The 19,020-nt window shown below is 38.8% G+C and carries 17 protein-coding genes and 1 other annotated feature; of the genes, 13 read left to right on the plus strand and 4 right to left on the minus strand.

Annotation, left to right across the window (positions count from 1 at the left end):
- Positions 1–10: 10 nt before the first annotated feature.
- On the minus strand, positions 11–493 hold the full coding sequence (locus K3T81_RS18205) for a LiaI-LiaF-like domain-containing protein (protein ID WP_106897070.1): 483 nt from the start codon (positions 491–493) through the stop codon (positions 11–13).
- A 228-nt stretch (positions 494–721) separates the two neighbouring features.
- Between K3T81_RS18205 and hemA the strand changes: the two genes are divergently transcribed.
- The 8 genes from hemA to K3T81_RS18245 all read left to right on the plus strand — a co-directional run bounded on the left by hemA (position 722) and on the right by K3T81_RS18245 (position 9,699).
- Positions 722–2,092: a glutamyl-tRNA reductase gene (gene hemA / locus K3T81_RS18210; RefSeq protein WP_238022063.1), complete on the plus strand. Its 1,371-nt coding sequence runs from the start codon at positions 722–724 to the stop codon at positions 2,090–2,092.
- An 18-nt stretch (positions 2,093–2,110) separates the two neighbouring features.
- On the plus strand, positions 2,111–2,929 hold the full coding sequence (locus K3T81_RS18215) for a cytochrome C assembly family protein (protein WP_238022064.1): 819 nt from the start codon (positions 2,111–2,113) through the stop codon (positions 2,927–2,929).
- 21 nt (positions 2,930–2,950) lie between these two features.
- Positions 2,951–3,880, plus strand: coding sequence for a hydroxymethylbilane synthase (gene hemC, locus K3T81_RS18220; RefSeq protein ID WP_238022065.1), 930 nt, complete (start codon positions 2,951–2,953; stop codon positions 3,878–3,880).
- Entirely contained in the window at positions 3,880–4,641 is a 762-nt protein-coding gene (locus K3T81_RS18225; RefSeq protein WP_238022066.1) for a uroporphyrinogen-III synthase, read from the plus strand. The genes hemC and K3T81_RS18225 overlap by 1 nt, the downstream gene beginning before the upstream one ends.
- A 5-nt stretch (positions 4,642–4,646) precedes the next feature.
- Positions 4,647–5,630 carry a porphobilinogen synthase gene (gene hemB / locus K3T81_RS18230; protein ID WP_106897065.1) on the plus strand — a complete coding sequence of 328 codons (984 nt, stop codon included), beginning with the start codon at positions 4,647–4,649 and terminating at the stop codon, positions 5,628–5,630.
- Positions 5,631–5,680: 50 nt separating this feature from the next.
- On the plus strand, positions 5,681–6,970 hold the full coding sequence (gene hemL / locus K3T81_RS18235) for a glutamate-1-semialdehyde 2,1-aminomutase (RefSeq protein ID WP_238022067.1): 1,290 nt from the start codon (positions 5,681–5,683) through the stop codon (positions 6,968–6,970).
- A gap of 422 nt (positions 6,971–7,392) precedes the next feature.
- On the plus strand, positions 7,393–8,553 hold the full coding sequence (gene spoVID / locus K3T81_RS18240) for a stage VI sporulation protein D (protein WP_238022068.1): 1,161 nt from the start codon (positions 7,393–7,395) through the stop codon (positions 8,551–8,553).
- A 132-nt stretch (positions 8,554–8,685) separates the two neighbouring features.
- Positions 8,686–9,699, plus strand: a complete 1,014-nt coding sequence (locus tag K3T81_RS18245) for a phosphotransferase (protein WP_238022069.1) — start codon at positions 8,686–8,688, stop codon at positions 9,697–9,699.
- Here the strand turns inward: K3T81_RS18245 and K3T81_RS18250 are convergent.
- Positions 9,696–9,884, minus strand: a complete 189-nt coding sequence (locus K3T81_RS18250; protein WP_058949379.1) for a hypothetical protein — start codon at positions 9,882–9,884, stop codon at positions 9,696–9,698. The genes K3T81_RS18245 and K3T81_RS18250 overlap by 4 nt on opposite strands.
- A 137-nt stretch (positions 9,885–10,021) precedes the next feature.
- Positions 10,022–10,260: a binding site (T-box leader), on the plus strand.
- Between the two features lie 164 nt (positions 10,261–10,424).
- Between K3T81_RS18250 and K3T81_RS18255 the strand changes: the two genes are divergently transcribed.
- Positions 10,425–13,070: a valine--tRNA ligase gene (locus K3T81_RS18255; protein ID WP_238022070.1), complete on the plus strand. Its 2,646-nt coding sequence runs from the start codon at positions 10,425–10,427 to the stop codon at positions 13,068–13,070.
- Between the two features lie 159 nt (positions 13,071–13,229).
- Here the strand turns inward: K3T81_RS18255 and K3T81_RS18260 are convergent, their stop codons facing one another.
- On the minus strand, positions 13,230–14,135 hold the full coding sequence (locus tag K3T81_RS18260) for an ATP-grasp domain-containing protein (RefSeq protein WP_238022071.1): 906 nt from the start codon (positions 14,133–14,135) through the stop codon (positions 13,230–13,232).
- Positions 14,128–15,045, minus strand: coding sequence for an ATP-grasp domain-containing protein (locus K3T81_RS18265; RefSeq protein WP_238022072.1), 918 nt, complete (start codon positions 15,043–15,045; stop codon positions 14,128–14,130). Before K3T81_RS18265 ends, K3T81_RS18260 begins: the two co-directional genes overlap by 8 nt.
- A gap of 86 nt (positions 15,046–15,131) precedes the next feature.
- Between K3T81_RS18265 and K3T81_RS18270 the strand changes: the two genes are divergently transcribed.
- The 4 genes from K3T81_RS18270 (at position 15,132) to K3T81_RS18285 (ending at position 18,757) form a co-directional block, all read left to right on the plus strand.
- Complete coding sequence (locus K3T81_RS18270; protein ID WP_238022073.1) at positions 15,132–16,412, plus strand: bifunctional folylpolyglutamate synthase/dihydrofolate synthase; 1,281 nt, start codon at positions 15,132–15,134, stop codon at positions 16,410–16,412.
- 147 nt (positions 16,413–16,559) lie between these two features.
- Positions 16,560–17,465 carry a hypothetical protein gene (locus K3T81_RS18275; protein ID WP_238022074.1) on the plus strand — a complete coding sequence of 302 codons (906 nt, stop codon included), beginning with the start codon at positions 16,560–16,562 and terminating at the stop codon, positions 17,463–17,465.
- 176 nt (positions 17,466–17,641) lie between these two features.
- Complete coding sequence (gene radC, locus K3T81_RS18280) at positions 17,642–18,331, plus strand: RadC family protein (protein WP_058949373.1); 690 nt, start codon at positions 17,642–17,644, stop codon at positions 18,329–18,331.
- A 156-nt stretch (positions 18,332–18,487) separates the two neighbouring features.
- Entirely contained in the window at positions 18,488–18,757 is a 270-nt protein-coding gene (locus tag K3T81_RS18285) for a hypothetical protein (protein WP_238022075.1), read from the plus strand.
- Positions 18,758–19,020: the final 263 nt, after the last annotated feature.

Consider the following 19,020-nt stretch of genomic DNA (forward strand, 5'->3'; position numbering starts at 1 on the left):
CTGATTTCCCCTATTTCCTTTTCATAAGTAAATACAATCCAATTACAATTAATACAACCGGCCAAAATTGTTCAAGTGTATCAATCACCTGATAGACCCAATCGAGCCAAGGGGGGAGTGATACCGAGAATATAAGCAGGATAGAAACGGCAGTAAGGATGACTCCAGGGAAAAGCCCTTGTTTGACCTTTGTCCGTCTAACAAGGAAGGCAATCCCAATAATTAGAGGATATACAGCCCAATGATCTATCCAAAAATCATAATGCTGTATGCCGTGCAAATGAATGCCGATACCAAGTAAAACCGAGCCGCTGAATAGATTATGATAGCTTTTGGAAGTATAACTATGTATAAGAAGAGCTAAACCGATAATAATGATAATAGTCTGCCATGAATAGAAATCGGTTATAATCGGAAGTTTTAATTGCCGCAATAAGAAAAAGATACCGATTCCTATTAGTATATATGCTGGAAGTGCGTTTTGTTTTTTCACTATTTCACAAACCTTTCCTAATATAGGTTGATTTCTTGCCTATTCAATCTTATTTATGATACAGTACATTCGTACTAATTCATATACGTTATATCCTAACACATTGTTTCAGAATCTGTTCACATTTCTCTGCAATGTGACTGGATACACATGTTATAATATAGTTAATATGTCGAAAGCCATGGCACGAAGATGGACTGGCTTGAAAGTTTTTTGGGGGTAGATGTGATGCATATACTGAAGGTTGGGTTTAACTACAAAACAGCCCCAGTCGAAATTAGGGAAAACCTTACTTTTTCCGAGGATGCACTCTCTGATGCAATGGTAAAGTTAAATGAGCAAAAGAGTGTGTTGGAAAATGTTATTGTTTCCACCTGTAATCGTACGGAAATTTATGCTGTAGTGGATCAAGTCCATACAGGACGTTATTATATTAAAAAATTCATGACTGATTGGTTTGATATTGATAAAGCAGAACTTTCCACCTATTTGCGAATTGCTGAGGACGATGCTGCTATTGAACAGTTATTCCGTGTCACAACAGGCCTCGATTCCATGGTCGTTGGAGAGACGCAAATCCTTGGGCAAGTAAAGTATGCCTTTTTAACTTCCCAAGAGGGCGATACAACGGGAACTGTGTTAAATGAGCTGTTCAAGCAAGCGATCACATTTGGTAAACGCGCGCAGAAAGATACAGCTATAGGACAAAACGCTGTATCAGTTAGCTATGCTGCAGTCGAGCTAGCAAAGAAAATTTTTGGTGATTTGCAGAACAAGCATGTAGCAATTCTTGGTGCTGGGAAAATGGGTGAACTTGCTGCCAAAAACCTGCAAGGTTCTGGAGCAACGGAAATTACGGTATTAAATAGAACATTGGAAAAAGCAGAAGTGCTAGCAGAAAAATTCGCAGCAAAAGCGGTTCCATTAAATGGGTTATCAGATGTCCTACTTGATGCTGATATACTAATTACGTCAACAGGTTCTGATGATGTTGTATTGACTAAGAGTATGCTTGCTCCAATTCAGAAAAAACGCAAAGGCAGTCCATTGTTTTTAGTGGACATTGCGGTCCCAAGAGATTTGGATCCTGCGATAAGTGAATTGGATAATGTATTCCTGTATGATATTGATGATTTACAGCATATTGTGGATGAAAACCTTGCTTCAAGAAAAGCAGCAGCGGAACAGATTGAGATAATGATTGAAGGGGAAATTGTTACTTTTAAGGAATGGTTAAAAACGCTTGGTGTTGTTCCTATTATTTCCGCACTGCGCCAAAAAGCTCTTTCTATTCAAGCTGAAACGGTACAAAGCATTGAGCGGAAGATCCCTGACCTAACAGATAGGGAGAAAAAAGTAATTAACAAACATACCAAAAGCATCATTAATCAGCTTTTAAAGCAGCCAGTTACACAAGCAAAAGAAATGGCTGGCAATGACAAAGCAAAAGAATCATTGGATCTGTTTGTTGAGATATTTGGAATAGAGGATGAATTACAGGAAGAACTTGCGAAACAGGTAAAAAAAAATAGTACTTCCAAAAAAATAAATAAGAACGAAGTATCCTTTCCAATGCTGGACAGTATGACAACCATTTGATGAAAGGATTTTCAGATGATGTTTGAACTGAAATGGGTTTATGAATTCATTTTAATTATTTATGGACTAAGTTTGATTGGGTACTTTATTGATTTCATCCAGAACAACCGGAAGGCAAATAAAACAGCTTTCTGGTTGCTTTGTATGGTATGGGTTATTCAAACGTTATTCTTGCTGTTTGAAGTCATTTTAGAACATAATTTACCAATTTTCACGTTTACAGACAGCCTTTTCTTTTATTCCTGGGTGCTTCTTACATTATCGCTTATCGTAAATGCATTATTTACGATTCACTTTATTTTGTTTTTCATTAATTTATTTAGTTTCTTTATTCTATTACTCTATATTTCCACAAAAGCTCAAGAAACTTTCGCAACAGGTGGAGTGCGAATAGTAGATGAAATGCTGGTGGCCCATATCTCCTTGGCTATATTATCTTACGGTTTCTTCACGCTTTCCTTTTTCTGCTCACTAATGTATATTGCGCAATATCGAATACTGAAGGAGAAGAAAGGTTTAAAATGGTTATGGCGTTTAGGAGATTTAAAAATGTTGGATCGGTATGCGCTACTAGCGATCACAATCGGAGTGCCTTTGTTATTAATTGCCATCACGCTAGGCGTTGTTTGGGCTTACGTATCCAGCTCAGAGTTTTATTGGTTTGATCTAAAAACAGCGGGATCCATTCTCGTATTGCTCGTCTATATTGTATATCTTTTATTACGGGTAGGTCGTGGGTATAATGGGAAGCGCATTGCAATATATAATTCTGCAGCATTTCTGATATTATTGGTAAACTTCTTTTTATTTAGTGTACTTTCAAATTTTCACTTTTAACGATCATATAGGAGGATATTTATGCGGAAAATCGTAGTTGGTTCAAGGAAAAGTAATCTTGCCCTTACGCAAACAAACTGGGTAATTGAACAATTAAAGAAAGCTGGCGTTCAGAATGAGTTTGAAGTAAAAAAAATTGTAACGAAGGGCGATCGGATTCTCGATGTTACGCTTTCTAAGGTTGGAGGAAAAGGGCTTTTTGTAAAAGAAATCGAGCAGGCAATGTATGACAAAGAAATCGACTTTGCTGTACATAGTATGAAAGACATGCCATCAAGCATGCCAGAGGGACTGACAATCTCTTCTATACCGATTCGTGAAGATCACCGTGATGCCTTTATTTCAAAAGGAAATGTGGCCCTGGAGGATCTTCCAGAGGGTGCCATTATCGGAACAAGTAGTTTACGACGTGCTGCGCAAATGCTTGCTGAACGACCAGATGTATCAATCAAGTGGATTCGTGGAAATATTGAAACGCGGATTCGTAAATTGCAGGAAGAAGACTATGACGCCATTATTCTGGCTGTTTCTGGTTTGAAACGGGTTGGTTTGAGTGAAGAACTTATTACAGAATACCTTGAACCAGAGGTTTGTGTGCCGGCAGTTGGACAAGGGGCACTCGCTATTGAATGTCGTGAAGATGACCAAGAGTTGCATACACTTCTAAATCTAATTAATGATCAATATACAACAATAACGGTAACGGCAGAGAGGACCTTCCTTCATTTATTAGAAGGTGGTTGCCAGGTTCCAATTGGCGGATATGCTTATTTGGATAAAGAAGAGATAGTATTAACAGCACTAGTAGGAACACCAGATGGTAAAACTATCTTGAAAGAGGTTGTACGCGGCACAGATCCCTATAAAGTTGGGGAAGAAGCTGCACGTCTACTTGCCAACCAAGGGGCTAAAGAAATAGTGGAGAGGGTAAAAGAGGAGTTTGACAGCTAATGTCTTTTTCCCTTATGAAAAAAAACATTTTGGTTACAAGGGGAGCAGAACAGGCAAATCTCTTTGCCGATAAAATTACCCAATTCGGGGGTAATCCAGTGGTCGTTCCTCTGTTAGAAATCGTGTGTAAAGAAACAGATTCTACTTGGGAAGTATTGAGAAACCTATCTCAATATGACTGGATTTTGTTTACAAGTGCTAATGGAGTCGATTGTTTTTTTGAGTTAAGGAAAAAGCTAGAGAACTCTTCTTCTATTTCCGCCAAAATTGCCACAGTAGGGGAAAAAACGAGTAGTGCTTTGAAGCGATATGGGTATGAGGAAACCTTTACACCAGAAACATATGATGCGAACACAATGGCAAGCGATTTTTTAAAGAGATTTCCTGTCCCTGGAAAATTGTTACTCATTCGGGGCAATCGCTCCAGGAAGGTGTTACCAGAGAAATTTCGTCAAGCTGGGTTGGATTTTGATATGCTGGAAGTATATGATACACATTTCAGTTATGAAAGAAAACCTCAGCTTATTGAAGCCGTTAGCAAGAATAATTTAGACTATGTTAGCTTTACTAGCCCTTCAACCGTTGAAGCTTTTTGTGAAATGGTGGAGAATATACCAGATATCATCCCCTGTGTTTGTATAGGAAGCACAACGAGTCAAAGGGCAAGAGAGCTTGGGTTTCAATATATTTTAACACCAACTAAATTCACCATTGATGGAATGATACAAAGCATAAGTGATCACATTTCAAAGAAGGGATAGATAATATGTCAAATACATCTGAGTTTAAACGACATCGCAGGCTACGTAGTTCTGCTTCCATGCGTTCATTAGTAAGGGAGACAAAAATAAGCACCGATGATTTTATATACCCTTTATTTATATTAGAAGGAACAAATGTTAAAAACGAGGTTCCTTCCATGCCTGGAGTTTTTCAGGTAACCCTCGATCGTTTAGAAGAAGAACTTAAGGAGATCCATGATTTAGGAATTAAAGCAATTATGTTGTTTGGTGTACCGAACGATAAGGATGAAGAAGGTACAGGTGCATTTATTGCGGAAGGAATTGTACAACAAGCTACGAGAAAGGTAAAAGCAGTCTACCCTGAAATTCTTGTTGTAGCAGATACATGTCTTTGTGAATACACGTCACATGGCCATTGCGGTCTAATTCATAATCATGATGTTGATAATGATGCATCTCTTCCACTGTTAGCGAAAACAGCTGTATCACAGGCTGAAGCGGGTGCAGACATTATTGCACCATCTAATATGATGGATGGTTTTGTAACTGTAATTCGACATGCGTTGGACGAAGCGGGCTATACAAATATCCCAATCATGTCTTATGCCGTAAAATATGCTTCAGCATTTTATGGCCCATTCCGTGATGCTGCGGACAGTACGCCACAATTTGGGGACCGTAAAACGTACCAAATGGATCCTGCAAACCGCCAGGAAGCATTGAGAGAAGCTGAATCAGACGTTGCAGAGGGTGCAGACTTTTTAATCGTGAAACCTGCCCTTTCTTATTTAGATATTGTGCGCGATGTTAAAAACAATACGAATGTTCCTGTAGTGGCTTATAATGTGAGTGGGGAGTATTCCATGGTAAAAGCAGCTGCTTTAAATGGCTGGATTAATGAAAAAGAGCTTGTGATGGAAAAATTAACTTCTATGAAACGTGCAGGCGCAGACTTAATTATCACATACTTTGCAAAAGATGTAGCGAAATGGTTGAATGAAAAGTAAGAGCCTACCTGCGGGACAGGATAAAATTCAATAGAGGTGATTGATTCGATATGGTTAATTTAACAAATTCAGAAGATGCATACAAAGAAGCGGTTGATTTAATGCCAGGCGGAGTAAATTCTCCTGTACGTGCATTTAAATCTGTTGGCATGTCACCTGTATTCATGCAATCAGGCAAAGGTTCCAGAATTTACGATATTGATGGTAATGAATATATCGATTATGTACTAAGCTGGGGACCCCTTATATTAGGACATGCAGATGACCGAGTAGTTAGTAAATTAAAAGAAGTTGTTGAAAAAGGGACAAGCTTCGGTGCTCCAACTTTACTGGAAAATGAGTTGGCACAATTGGTTATTGATCGTGTGCCATCCATAGAAATGGTGAGAATGGTTAATTCTGGTACAGAGGCTACCATGAGTGCTTTAAGGCTTGCAAGAGGGTTTACCGGAAGGGACAAGATTCTTAAGTTTGAAGGGAATTATCACGGCCACGGTGACTCCTTATTAATAAAAGCAGGATCGGGTGTAGCAACATTAGGTCTACCGGATAGTCCTGGTGTACCGAAAGGAATCGCAGAGAACACCATTACTGTGCCTTATAATGACATGAAAAGTGTTCGCTATGCATTTGAACAATTTGGCGATGATATTGCTGCAGTAATTGTTGAACCAGTTTCCGGAAATATGGGTGTTGTTCCTCCTAAGGATTCCTTCCTACAGGATTTGCGTAATATCACGGAAGAAAATGGCACACTTCTTATCTTTGATGAGGTAATGACAGGGTTCCGTGTGGGCTTCCATTGTGCTCAAGGCCACTTTGGAGTGACACCAGATCTAACATGCCTTGGGAAAGTAATTGGTGGCGGTTTGCCAGTAGGTGCTTACGGTGGTAAGCGTGAAATTATGGAAAAGGTAGCTCCAACGGGGACAATTTATCAAGCAGGTACCTTATCAGGTAACCCACTTGCAATGACGGCGGGACTGGAGACACTTAGTGCTTTAGACAAATCCTCCTATGAGCAAATAAATAAAAAAGTTGATCGCTTGATGGAAGGATTTAAAGAAGCTGCTCATGCCCATGACATTCCACTGCAGATTAATCGGGCGGGTTCCATGGTAGGTGTCTTCTTTACTGATCAAGAGGTAATTAATTATGAGACGGCACAATCAGCCAACTTAGATTATTTTGCTCAATATTATAGAGCGATGATGGAGCAGGGAGTATTCCTTCCACCTTCGCAATTTGAAGGATTATTCCTTTCTACCTCACACACTGATGAAGATATTGAAAAGACAATTAGTGCTGTTAACCATGCCTTCGCGTCAATAAATAAATAATTTTAAAACTTTGCTATAGAAAAGCCGTGTGTGATTCGAATTCCTTGAGAAGTCGAGTCCGCACGGCTTTTCATTTTAATTGAAATGAATGGTTATTCATTTATCGCGGTGCACCCGTCCGTAAGACTCCCACTTCAAAACATAAAGTAAAACCGTTAGTTTTTAGTGGGAGTATACGGACGCTAACGCCCCGATTCGTTCAGCTAACAATCAGTGGGGGATATTGAAAACCTCCACTAATTGAAGTTTCACTTTATAAGCGTTTGAAAGTAAATTTTTCTACACTTTTTTTTCCTGGTATGTCCATTCTTTTTTTGAGGGTATAGATCGAATCGGCTAAATCAAGCATATCCCTAATTTGTCGTTCATATAGATGAATAAGACATATAAACATATGGAATATGTTGAAGGGAGGAAGCTAGGTGTCAAATAATCGCTCAGTTTTTAGTTTTGAATTGAATGAAGTTCTTTCTTTTGAAAGAGGTCAGGAAGTCGCGGAGATGAAAGGCATTTCGTTAGAACCTGATATTTCGATACAACCTTTTAATGAATACATTTCCATACGTGGAGTAATAGAGTTAAAAGGGGAATATCAAAAGGTTGCTTCTCAGAAAGAAGATACGATTGAACTAGAAGACTATCAAGCAAAGCGTTTTGTTGAAAAAGTCGAAGAATACCCAGATGGTAGAGTGGAATTTACCCACCGTTTCCCAGTGGAAATTTCTGTTCCTACCTATCGCGTACACAATCTTAATGATGTGTCGGTCTATATCGATTCCTTTGATTACGAGATTCCAGATGAAAGTAGTCTTAAGCTGTATTCTACCATTGAGATATATGGGATAAGTGAAATAAAGGAAACACCGAGAAGTGAAATAGACCAAACAGACGTGGAAGAGGTAGCGAACGCAGAGCAACAATTAAGAGATGACACGGAACAACCAGCTCATTCATTTGAGACGCAAGAAGAGGATGAGCAGCCAGATGAAACAGGCAATGAAGAAAGGGAAGAAGAGGAAATACAAGATGACGAGTCTCTATTAGATAGAGAAAAATTGGATTTTCAGTTTGAGTTAAAAGAAAAGGAAGAGCCATTAGAAGAGGTTAAAGCCTTTCCGTTTTCTCCTCCTGAAATTCCAGAACTTAAAAAAGAGTTGGATGATGGTAGTAAAGAAGAAACAGAAGAAGGCAGATGGAAATATAAAGAAACGAAGTCCTTTAGTGAGTTTTTTAACAAATCTGCACCAGAAGAAAGTAGCAGTGAAAGTGAATCTGAGATATTAGATGTAGAAGAAAACGAAGAAGATTGGGAAGAATCCACGGTAGAGTATGACGTACAGGATAGTTCAGAAAACCGTGAAGACCCTGTTCAGGATGTTAGCTACCTATCAGACATGTTCCGTGATAGTGAGGAGGAAAAATATACAAAGATGCGTCTTTGTATCGTGCAAGAAAGGGATACAATCGAATCTATTGCAGAGCGCTATCAGGTTACAACACTACAACTTATCAAGCAAAACCAGCTCGATGATGCGTTTGAAGTGTCGGAGGGACAGCTGTTATACATTCCAAAGAAGAGATAAAATTTAATTCACTGCCCCTTGGTTAAAAACAAGGGGTAGTACTTATTTACATGTTAGGAAAAAATAAATCTCTACTAGATAGAAAGATGAGCAAAGACGGGAATAACAATTCCTCTAAGGTGGTGAGCTAGAATGGAAGCCGAATATATATTGCAGTCGTATTCTGTATACCCATTGACTATAGAAAAGATTACGAAACGTTTATGGAAAATAAGCGATGGAAATCGCAACTATGCACTAAAAGAAAGCAAGCTGTCTTCCAGTACGATCGCAAATTGGGAAAAGTCGTTTAAATTGGCTGAGTATCATCAGCTACATGCTATTTTGCCAGTATATATGACAAGAAATGGTCAACTATATCAGGAACATCTCAGTAGCTTTTATTATCTTTCCCCATGGGTCGACCATGATAACGGTAGGGGCACGGAACGAAACATTGCCGATTTTTATAGCAACCTTGGTGCTGTGCATGCAAAAACGAAACAGACTAAACAAATTGAAAAAGACACTTTCGTTCGTGAGTTTGGTACATACAAGCAGGCTTGTGAAACACTTTTTAATGAATTAAACAGAACGGTTGATCGTTTTGAGCGAAACCACTATATGTCTCCATTTGAATTATTGGTATGCTCACAGTTTCGCGATATTGAAATGGTTTTTCAAGTTTTGAATAATCGCCTGGATCAACTTGTTTATGTGTCCAACGATGAGCAAGTAACCTGGAATAGTAGTTTTTGTCATGGGCAGTTAAGCAGAGATCACATAGTGCATCATAACAATGCCCAGCTTATTAATTGGGAACAAGCACGATATGAGAATGCTACAATGGATTTAGTGCGTTTTTATCGTTCCGAAACGCTTGATTATGATGCTCCAATATCTGCATATACTGAGGAATTTCATTCTTACATAAAGGAAAATGAACTAACTGAAAAAGAGTTACAGCTTTTAACAATCCATTTACTGCACCCATCTTCCTATTTTCGGTTAGTTCAAGAATATCTTGAAGACCCTTCAAACCAAACAATGTTAGCAAGAACGAGACAATTACAACGTGCATACAGACAGCTGACTTTTGGCCTGAAATGGTCTGATTATGTGGAAAAGGAGCACGAAACAATTAATTTTGATGATCTAGATAGCTAAATCCACTCCAAATAAAAAGCTATAAAGACCCCAACGATTAAACCAAGTAAAAAAACATCAAATGTAGTCGGAAAAAATAATGTGCGGACTAACTGAAATATCAGGATAGGTAATGTGACCTTTTCGGCTACAAATAAGCAGTTTCTTGCCCATGGTGGGAGTTTATACCGGTAATAACGGGCCATTATAATCTTCTCCTTTCTACCCCTTCACTTTTGGTGTGTGTTTTAATATACTATGTATAAACATAGGGTGATTGTGCAACCCTGCTAAATAATAGTTGACGTAAATACAGCTTAACTATAAAATGTATCTAGATATTATAATAGTGATGATGGAGAAGAGTACAGAATGAGCTGTCTAAAGAGAGGGAAACAGATGGTGAAAGTTTCCCGGCTGAGCGTATTCTGGAAGGTCGCTCCTGATGCTGCATCTTTGAACGCTTACGTTAGTAGGAGAATGCCGGTTACGAACCGTTATCAATTAATGAAGTGTACAGGTCTGTATGTGACCTGTAAACAAAGGTGGTACCACGGAAATTAGAACTTTTTCGTCCTTTTTATAGGATGAAAGGGTTTTTTTTACGTTAAAAAGTATGAGATTTTTAGCAAGGGAAAAGGGACGACGTAGCTAAAAATTTGAAGTACCAAGTATAAGAAAAACGTACACATTCGTTAACCACTAGCGATTGCTATTTTTTCTAAATGAAAAAAGGAGGATGAAGTATGAGTGAACAAGAAAAACAAGCACTGTCTGCAAAGTATAACCCGCAGGAAGTAGAAGAAAACAGATATCAATTTTGGCTAGATGGAAAGTATTTTGAAGCAGAGGGAAAGGATTCTAAGAAAGAAGCCTATTCTATTGTAATTCCGCCACCTAACGTAACAGGAAGACTCCACCTAGGTCATGCATGGGATACGACGATGCAGGATACGATCTCAAGAATGAAGCGAATGCAGGGATATGATGTACTATGGCTTCCTGGTATGGACCATGCTGGCATCGCTACTCAGGCCAAAGTAGAAGCGAAGCTAAAGGAACAAGGAACCAACCGCTATGAGTTAGGTAGAGAGAAATTTCTCGAAACTGCCTGGGAATGGAAATCCGAATATGCAGATTTTATCCGTTCACAATGGGAAAAATTAGGCTTAGGATTAGATTATTCTCGTGAACGCTTTACGCTTGATGAAGGTTTGTCAGAGGCAGTTAAAGAAGTGTTCGTTAAATTGTATGAAAAAGGCTGGATTTATCGTGGTGAATATATTATTAACTGGGATCCGAAAACCAAAACTGCGCTTTCAGATATTGAGGTTATTTACGAAGAAGTACAGGGGAAATTTTATCACTTACGTTATCCAATTAAGGATAGTAACGAGTATATCGAAATTGCCACCACTCGGCCTGAAACGATGCTTGGTGATACAGCAGTTGCCGTACATCCGAAAGACGAGCGTTATAGCCATTTAATTGGTAAGAAAGTTATCTTACCAATTACTGGTCGGGAGATAGAAATTGTTGCCGATGATTATGTAGATAGAGAATTTGGTTCAGGAGCTGTTAAAATAACTCCCGCACATGATCCGAATGATTTTGAAATAGGAAATCGACACAACCTGGAAAGAGTCCTTGTTATGAACGAGGATGGAACAATGAATGAAAAGGCTGGGAAATACGAAGGTTTAGATCGTTTTGATTGCCGTAAGCAGATAGTGAAGGATCTTGAGGATATGGGCGTGCTATTTAAAATAGAAGACCATACTCATCAAGTGGGACATTCGGAAAGAAGTGGGGCAGTTGTAGAGCCTTATCTGTCTACCCAATGGTTTGTAGACATGCAACCACTGGCAGATGCTGCTGTGGAAATGCAACAAACAGAAGATAAAGTCAATTTTGTACCAGATCGATTTGAACGCACCTATCTGAATTGGATGGATAATATTCGAGACTGGTGTATCTCTCGACAGTTGTGGTGGGGCCATCGGATTCCTGCTTGGTATCATAAAGAAACAAATGAATTGTATGTTGGCAAAGAAGCTCCTGAAGACAGTGAAAACTGGGTACAGGATGAGGATGTACTTGATACATGGTTCTCTTCTGCATTGTGGCCATTTTCTACAATGGGCTGGCCAGATACAGATTCGGACGATTTTAAACGATATTTCCCAACAGGTGTATTGGTGACTGGATATGATATTATCTTTTTCTGGGTCGCACGAATGATCTTCCAATCGAAGGAATTCACCGACGTTAAACCTTTTAATGACGTATTAATTCATGGATTAATACGGGATGCAGAAGGCCGGAAAATGAGTAAATCCCTTGGAAACGGTGTTGATCCAATGGATGTCATCGAAAAATATGGAGCAGACTCTCTACGGTACTTCTTATTAACAGGGTCTACCCCAGGGCAGGATCTGCGTTTCCATTGGGAAAAAGTTGAATCAACTTGGAATTTTGCCAATAAAGTATGGAATGCTTCTAGATTCTCACTAATGAACATGGAAGGCTTTACGTATGAAGACATTGATTTGTCAGGGGAAAAATCTCTAGCAGATAAATGGATACTGGCCAGACTTAATGAGACAATTGGGCATGTAACAAAAAATAATGAGAAATACGAGTTCGGTGAAGCGGGTCGTCATTTATACAACTTTATATGGGATGATTTGTGTGATTGGTATATTGAGATGGCAAAGCTACCATTGTATGGTGAGGATGAAGACCGGAAAAAGACAACTCGCTCTGTACTTGCCTATGTTTTAGATCAGACGATGCGTATGTTGCACCCATTCATGCCATTTATTACAGAAGAAATTTGGCAACAGTTACCACATAAAGGAACTTCTATCACCATTGCAAAATGGCCAGAAGAAAATCCTGCATTTGAAGACGAACAAGCGGTAAATGAAATGAAACGTCTCGTTTCAATCATCAAATCAGTGCGAAATATTCGAGCTGAAGTAGACACACCAATGTCTAAACAAATTAAACTGCTTATCCAAACCGAATCAGCCGTTATTTCAGCAGAGTTGGAACATAATCGTCATTATCTTGAACGTTTTTGTAATACAAGTGAGTTAGAGATAGCTGAGAAGGTTTCAGTACCTGAGAAGGCGATGAGTTCGGTTGTTACTGGAGCGGAGCTTTTCTTCCCACTTGAAGGATTGATTGACTTTGCTAAAGAAATAGAGCGGCTTGAAAATGAATTAGTAAAATGGACGAAAGAAGTCGAACGTGTTCAGAAAAAGCTAGCGAATCAAGGTTTCGTCAGCAAAGCGCCAGATCATGTAGTAGAAGAAGAGAAACAGAAAGAAAAAGATTATTTAGATAAGCAAGCCAAAGTGAAGGCAAGATTGCAGGAATTGAAATAACGTTAAGTTAAAGAGGTCGTGACATAACTTATTTTATTTTATTAGTGAAAAACTAGACGCGATATAGGATCTCTTATTATCACACCTGAAATACACTTCAAAATTAGGATGTCACTTCTTTTGCAAATGAAAGTCCGAACTAGATTGAGTAGAAAACAATCATAGTTCGGACTTTTTTTGATAGAATTCTTCTGTTCCAGCCTGGTTCCTGTTCAATTCATCTTTAATATGCTGAATATAGATCTTTAAAATATTGACATCACTAACAGCACTAAGTGTCCTCGAACCAACAATATCTTCTATTTCGTTAAACAGAAGGGTTCCTTTTTCATCCAATAAAAAATCGATACCAACCATTCCAAATTTAAATGAAGCGATGATTCTTTCAATTTGGCTTTGTTCCTTCTCACTTAATACATAAGCTTCAGCAGATCCACCAAGTTTGTAATTGGCACGGAAGTCTTTGTCACTCTTTCGCAAGACTGCCCCGATTATTTTTTTCCCAACTACGAATACACGAATGTCTTTACCAAGTTGTACCTTACATGACTGGATCACCATATAGTCAGAATCTATGTAAGGGATTGATTGATCGAACATGGAGATATCCTCGATCAAGAATACCTGGGACCCACCTCTACCATGCGGTTCTTTTAAAACAAATGGAAAATCGATAGGAGGTTGTCCATGCAAAGCATCTTCTTTTCTAAGGAAAAAGCTGTCTAACATTGGAATACCTAATCGTTGTATAGCAAGATGTGTCATTGCCTTGTTGTTCGCCATATATGATATTGCAGATGAGTTAAAGACATGAATACCAATGAACTCAAGTTGTTTGCTTAACAATGTATCAATTGTTCTTATAACGGCAAAGTCTGGAAAGGAGACGAACTCACCTTTCCATTTTATTATGGGCTGATCATTACTTATCCCAATGAGGAGATCTTCTCTGTAAATTAGGGAAAGCAAGACATCTTGCTGGGAAGCCTCTGATATAAACCAGTCTATATAAGAGTGATTTTCCTCTGCTTTTTCTTTATCATAAATAAGCCACCCATTAATCATGGCTATTCCTTTTTCTTCCGCTCTTAATAACTTCTAAAATATACTGCACCATATAGTCGGCTACATTTATTCCAGTGCAATCAAACATGCTGCGTATATGGGCGTTAGAATTAATCTCACAAACGATGGGGTGTCCGTCCTCGCCAATAAGTAGGTCCACTCCAGCAAAATCTGCTCCTATTGCCTTGGTCGCGGCTATAGCCAACTCTTCTTCTTGAACTGAAGGAGTGTAAGTTTGCGTGGTGCCGCCGGCAGATACATTAGCGCGAAAATCATTCAATGATTGTCGTTTCATGGCAGCCACCACTTGATCGCCGACTACGTGAAGCCTAAGATCTTTTCCAAAGCTGGAGGAAATAAAAGCTTGATAAAGATATGGTTTTCCTTGGAGTTCAAGTATCTTTTTGTGTAGTTCGTCTTCGTCATGGATTAGATAAACTTGCTCGCCAAATGACCCAAAAGCTTCTTTAATTATTAGAGGAAACCCGAGTTCTTTGGCAATGATATGTACGTCCTCTAAATGAGTATTGTCTTTCATAAATACCTTCGGGGCCACAATAGTAGCTGGCAGGGGAATATCAAATTGGGATAGTTGCTGAAACGTAGCGATTTTGTCATCACTTACCTCAATTGCAGATGAACGATTGAACACTGGAATTCCAAGTAATTCCAGTTGCTTTGCAAGATAGATGTCTTTATCAGCGAAAACGACATAATCCGGTAATGATGGCAAATTATCAGATAAGATTTTTATTTTATTTGTTTGTAATGATACAAGCAACTCATTATTTTTATAGATAGTTGTGGAACTCCCTTGCTTTAAGGCTGCCTCTTGTATCCATTCAGCAAAGTCGAGAAACTTATTACCTTTTAGACTTCCATTATAAACAATCCAACCGTGTAAATTCATGAGAATGCTCCTTTCTGCTATACTAATTCTAGTTTAAGATTTCTAGAACTTAAACTATCATAATACACTATAGGTAGGGGATATATATGTTTGCAACATTTGACCAGGTGGTTGATTTCTTTGAACAAAGAAAAACCTTCGGAATTAAACCTGGCCTTGAGCGAATACAAGCACTATTGAGACTTTCCGACGAACCGCAAAAACGGATGAAAGCTATTCATATTGCTGGTACGAACGGCAAAGGGTCAACCTCTCATTTCTTAAAAGACGCACTTATAGCCAATAACTACAAAACAGGGCTATTTTCTTCACCTAGTCAAACGTTAACTGGGCATATTTGGAACCAAGACAGACCAATCACCGAAAGTGAGTTCATCATAGAGCTAAATAGGCTTTACCCAGTTATTAACGTACTCGATGAGCAGGATATGCATCCGACAGAGTTTGAGATTATGACAGCAATCGCATGTCTCTATTTTTCCCAGCATACCGATATTGCTGTTATAGAGGCTGGTATGGGTGGTAGAGAGGATACCACAAATTGTTTTGTACCGATCCTATCCATTATAACAAATGTGGCTATGGATCATACTGGCTTTTTGGGCGAACGTATAGAGCAAATTGCTTTCCATAAGGCAGGCATTATAAAAAATGGAATACCTGTTATTACAGGTGATCTGAAGCTGAATGCAAATCGCGTCATTGTAGAGGAAGCAAACAGGTGTGAAGCAGATCTTTATCAACTCGGCGACCACTTTACCATTCGTACACCAGTAATTAAAAACGATTTACAGCATGTGACGTGGCAGGATGGCTCTCCTATGACTCACACATTGCAACTGCAAATGAAAGGCGTTCACCAGGCGGAAAATGCTGCTTTAGCAGTAAAGGCAATAAAACTACTTAAGCAAAAAGGTTATATGATGGATCTACCTGTTGCCCTAACAGCTATGAAGCATACAAGAGTGCCTGGAAGATTTGAGCAAGTTTGTCGTGATCCGCAGGTGATCTTGGATGGTGCACATAACCCAGACGGAATTGAATCTTTTCTTTCTTCTGTACAGACCTATTATCCGAGCAAGGAAAGGCATCTTTTGTTTGGTGTTTTTAAAGACAAAGACGTGGAGGCAATGCTAGACAAACTGCGGGCTTATTTTGCTACGATAACCTTAACAACGTTCGATCATCCTCGTGCAGCTAGTAAAGGTGATCTTCAATCATTTCTTGTTAACGATCCTTCTCTGTACTTTGTTCCATGGCGTGAAGCGGTTAACGCAATGAATGATGCAAACGCTGTGTATTTCATTACAGGCTCTCTTCACTTTATTATGCAGGTTGAAGGCTTTTTCGATATATCTAAAAGGTAAAGTCTGTCGTTTAAATTGATTAGTTATGTTTTGAAACGGCGATTTATGTCTAAAGGTTTTTTGATAGTGTGACAAGATTCTTCTTACTTTTCAAACGACGTATGCTAGAGTGTGTGTAACTACCATTCCAGTATCGGAGGGGAAAATGTGGACAAGGACAAAATGGTCGTGTTGTGGGAAAACGGGAAGCAGATTAAGGTGAAAGTAAATACCTCTTCAAGTAAATTGTCTGACCCCCGGTCCAAGGAAGAAGCAGCAGCATCGGTGGAACGACTGCAGGATAATGAGGACGTACCACTTTTTCAAAGAAAGATGCCGAATAAATATAATTCAAAATCGAATAAGCCTAAACGTTGGGGTGCTCTTAAGCCTGTTTTGCTTACCATTGCCTCTGCATTGGGGGTAGGGACATTATTGGGAATCATCATGCTTCGAATGTTTGGGACGATTGATCCAGAGGTACCAACAAATGGTAGCGCTGCTGTCCCGGCAGAAATAGAAACAGCTAATAAGGAAAGTAGTAATGCCGAAGTAGCACTTGAACCAGTGAACGCTTTTGTTTTACAAGCAGGTGTTTTTTCAGGGAGAGAGAATGCTTCAGAATGGGCTGAAACATATAAAGAAGCCGGCGTATCGACCATTTTGTGGGAGAAAGACAATCAATTCTATCTCCTGGCAGGAATGGCACAAGATAAAGAGGGAGCAACACAGCTTCGGGACGAGATGACCAAGGACGGGTTAGAATTTTATGTGAAGGAATGGAGTACTGGAGCAGGTACGTTGCATGTATCAGAAGATAACAAAGCTTGGTTAGAACAGTTGCAAAAAAATTGGATTGAAACCAAAAAGGGACTTTCTAATGAACGTCCTTTTGAAAAAGAAACATGGGACAAGTTGGCTCAACTAATACCCAAACAAGCTGGTCAATTCAGTGCACTTGCTGAAGAAGTGAGAAACAGCGCGGAATTGGCAGAAGATTTATCTTCACAGAAGGCACAGCATCAACTTCTTTTGTTGTGGAATCTCTATACGAATTCAGCGGATAAGCAATAATAGAGTAACTATAAACAATTAGATTATCTAATGACTAACCTATTTAAATAAAGGATTTTATCTAGTAGAAAAAGCATATTTACCAAAAAGGCTAATGACGGAAATATTATTTTATAGAGTTGTTCTGCTCGCTAGTAATTATATAATGGAGGATATCAAAGAAAGGATGATAGACGATGACAGTTTCCTCCATTATGATTAAAAATGTTCCCAAAAATGATCGCCCTCGCGAAAGGATGCTGGAATATGGTGCAGACCACCTATCAAATCAGGAATTACTGGCTATCTTGCTTGGTACGGGGACGAAAGCTGAATCTGTAATGGCTCTTTCAAATCGTGTACTTATGCATTTTGAAGGGCTCAAACTGTTGCACGATGCAACAATCGAAGAATTGACCGCTATTAAAGGGATTGGTTCTGCAAAAGGTGTTCAACTCTTATCCGCAATTGAACTGGGAAAGCGTATGAATCAATACAAACCGGATGTTCGTTATGTCATTCGGTCCCCAGAAGACGGAGCGAATTATGTCATGGAAGAAATGCGCAGTTTACGACAAGAGCATTTTGTTGTTCTCTTCCTAGACACGAAGAATCAAGTCATTCATAGGCAAACCATTTTTATCGGCAGTCTCAATGCTTCCATCGTTCACCCTAGAGAAGTATTCAGAGAGGCAGTCAAACGTTCAGCAGCTTCTATTATCGTCATCCACAACCACCCTTCAGGGGACCCCACCCCCTCTAAAGAAGATATCCATGTAACGAGAAGATTAGTTGACTCAGGAAAAATGATCGGTATTGAGCTATTAGATCATCTTATTATCGGAGATCGAAAATTTGTCTCTTTGAAAGAAAAAGGATATGTGTAAATAGTAAGACAAAACGTGGCAACTCTAACCTAATATGTTTCGATTGGGAATTGAACTTTAATGAGAATAGATTATTAGATGGTAAATAGTATTAACGGAAAATGCCCAACTCGAATATTTTATTTATAAGATGTGAATGTACAGGGGTTGGGACGCATGAATGAGAATTACAAAAATAATGCCAAAAGCTCTACACCAGAACAAGATGCAACGCTTTATGGAAGTCTAAAAGTCGCCTGGGTCGCAGGATTACTCAGTACATTGGGAGATGCATTAGGGACCTATGCGGCATCATTAGCTATTGAAGAAGCAATCGAAGAAGAAATCCTACAGAATAAAAAAGATGAACAGTTAGAAAAAAAGGCTCGAAAATCTGGAAAGGCAGTTAGAGACAATTCAAAACATGTTGGAATCGAAATAAATTAACGATCATATTTATTTGGCACATTACAGGGTTGCAAAAAAGGTCTGGGTTCAATTACTTTTTGAACTCAGACCGATTACAAATAATATCATGAAACCAATAGAAAAGGAATAAAAGAAAAATAATTATAAGCATAGCGCATGCCCATACATAGCGAAATGTAACGCCACACTTCCACGAAATAACGATATACAACCGAATTAACTTGTCTTACTTTAATTAAGATATGTTTGTATAATATCGTTTGCAATCGAAACATGTTAAA

It is taken from the genome of Oceanobacillus jordanicus, from assembly GCF_022095695.1.
GTDB lineage: Bacteria > Bacillota > Bacilli > Bacillales > Amphibacillaceae > Oceanobacillus_B > Oceanobacillus_B jordanicus.

What these genes read in the sequence shown, in the direction of transcription:
- hemA (WP_238022063.1), top strand. Translation starts at nt 722, where the DNA reads ATGCATATACTGAAGGTTGGGTTTAACTACAAAACAGCCCCAGTCGAA.
- K3T81_RS18215 (WP_238022064.1), top strand. Translation starts at nt 2,111, where the DNA reads ATGTTTGAACTGAAATGGGTTTATGAATTCATTTTAATTATTTATGGA.
- hemC (WP_238022065.1), top strand. Translation starts at nt 2,951, where the DNA reads ATGCGGAAAATCGTAGTTGGTTCAAGGAAAAGTAATCTTGCCCTTACG.
- K3T81_RS18225 (WP_238022066.1), top strand. Translation starts at nt 3,880, where the DNA reads ATGTCTTTTTCCCTTATGAAAAAAAACATTTTGGTTACAAGGGGAGCA.
- hemB (WP_106897065.1), top strand. Translation starts at nt 4,647, where the DNA reads ATGTCAAATACATCTGAGTTTAAACGACATCGCAGGCTACGTAGTTCT.
- hemL (WP_238022067.1), top strand. Translation starts at nt 5,681, where the DNA reads ATGGTTAATTTAACAAATTCAGAAGATGCATACAAAGAAGCGGTTGAT.
- K3T81_RS18245 (WP_238022069.1), top strand. Translation starts at nt 8,686, where the DNA reads ATGGAAGCCGAATATATATTGCAGTCGTATTCTGTATACCCATTGACT.
- K3T81_RS18250 (WP_058949379.1), bottom strand. Translation starts at nt 9,884, where the DNA reads ATGGCCCGTTATTACCGGTATAAACTCCCACCATGGGCAAGAAACTGC.
- K3T81_RS18255 (WP_238022070.1), top strand. Translation starts at nt 10,425, where the DNA reads ATGAGTGAACAAGAAAAACAAGCACTGTCTGCAAAGTATAACCCGCAG.
- K3T81_RS18260 (WP_238022071.1), bottom strand. Translation starts at nt 14,135, where the DNA reads ATGATTAATGGGTGGCTTATTTATGATAAAGAAAAAGCAGAGGAAAAT.
- K3T81_RS18265 (WP_238022072.1), bottom strand. Translation starts at nt 15,045, where the DNA reads ATGAATTTACACGGTTGGATTGTTTATAATGGAAGTCTAAAAGGTAAT.
- K3T81_RS18270 (WP_238022073.1), top strand. Translation starts at nt 15,132, where the DNA reads ATGTTTGCAACATTTGACCAGGTGGTTGATTTCTTTGAACAAAGAAAA.
- radC (WP_058949373.1), top strand. Translation starts at nt 17,642, where the DNA reads ATGACAGTTTCCTCCATTATGATTAAAAATGTTCCCAAAAATGATCGC.
- K3T81_RS18285 (WP_238022075.1), top strand. Translation starts at nt 18,488, where the DNA reads ATGAATGAGAATTACAAAAATAATGCCAAAAGCTCTACACCAGAACAA.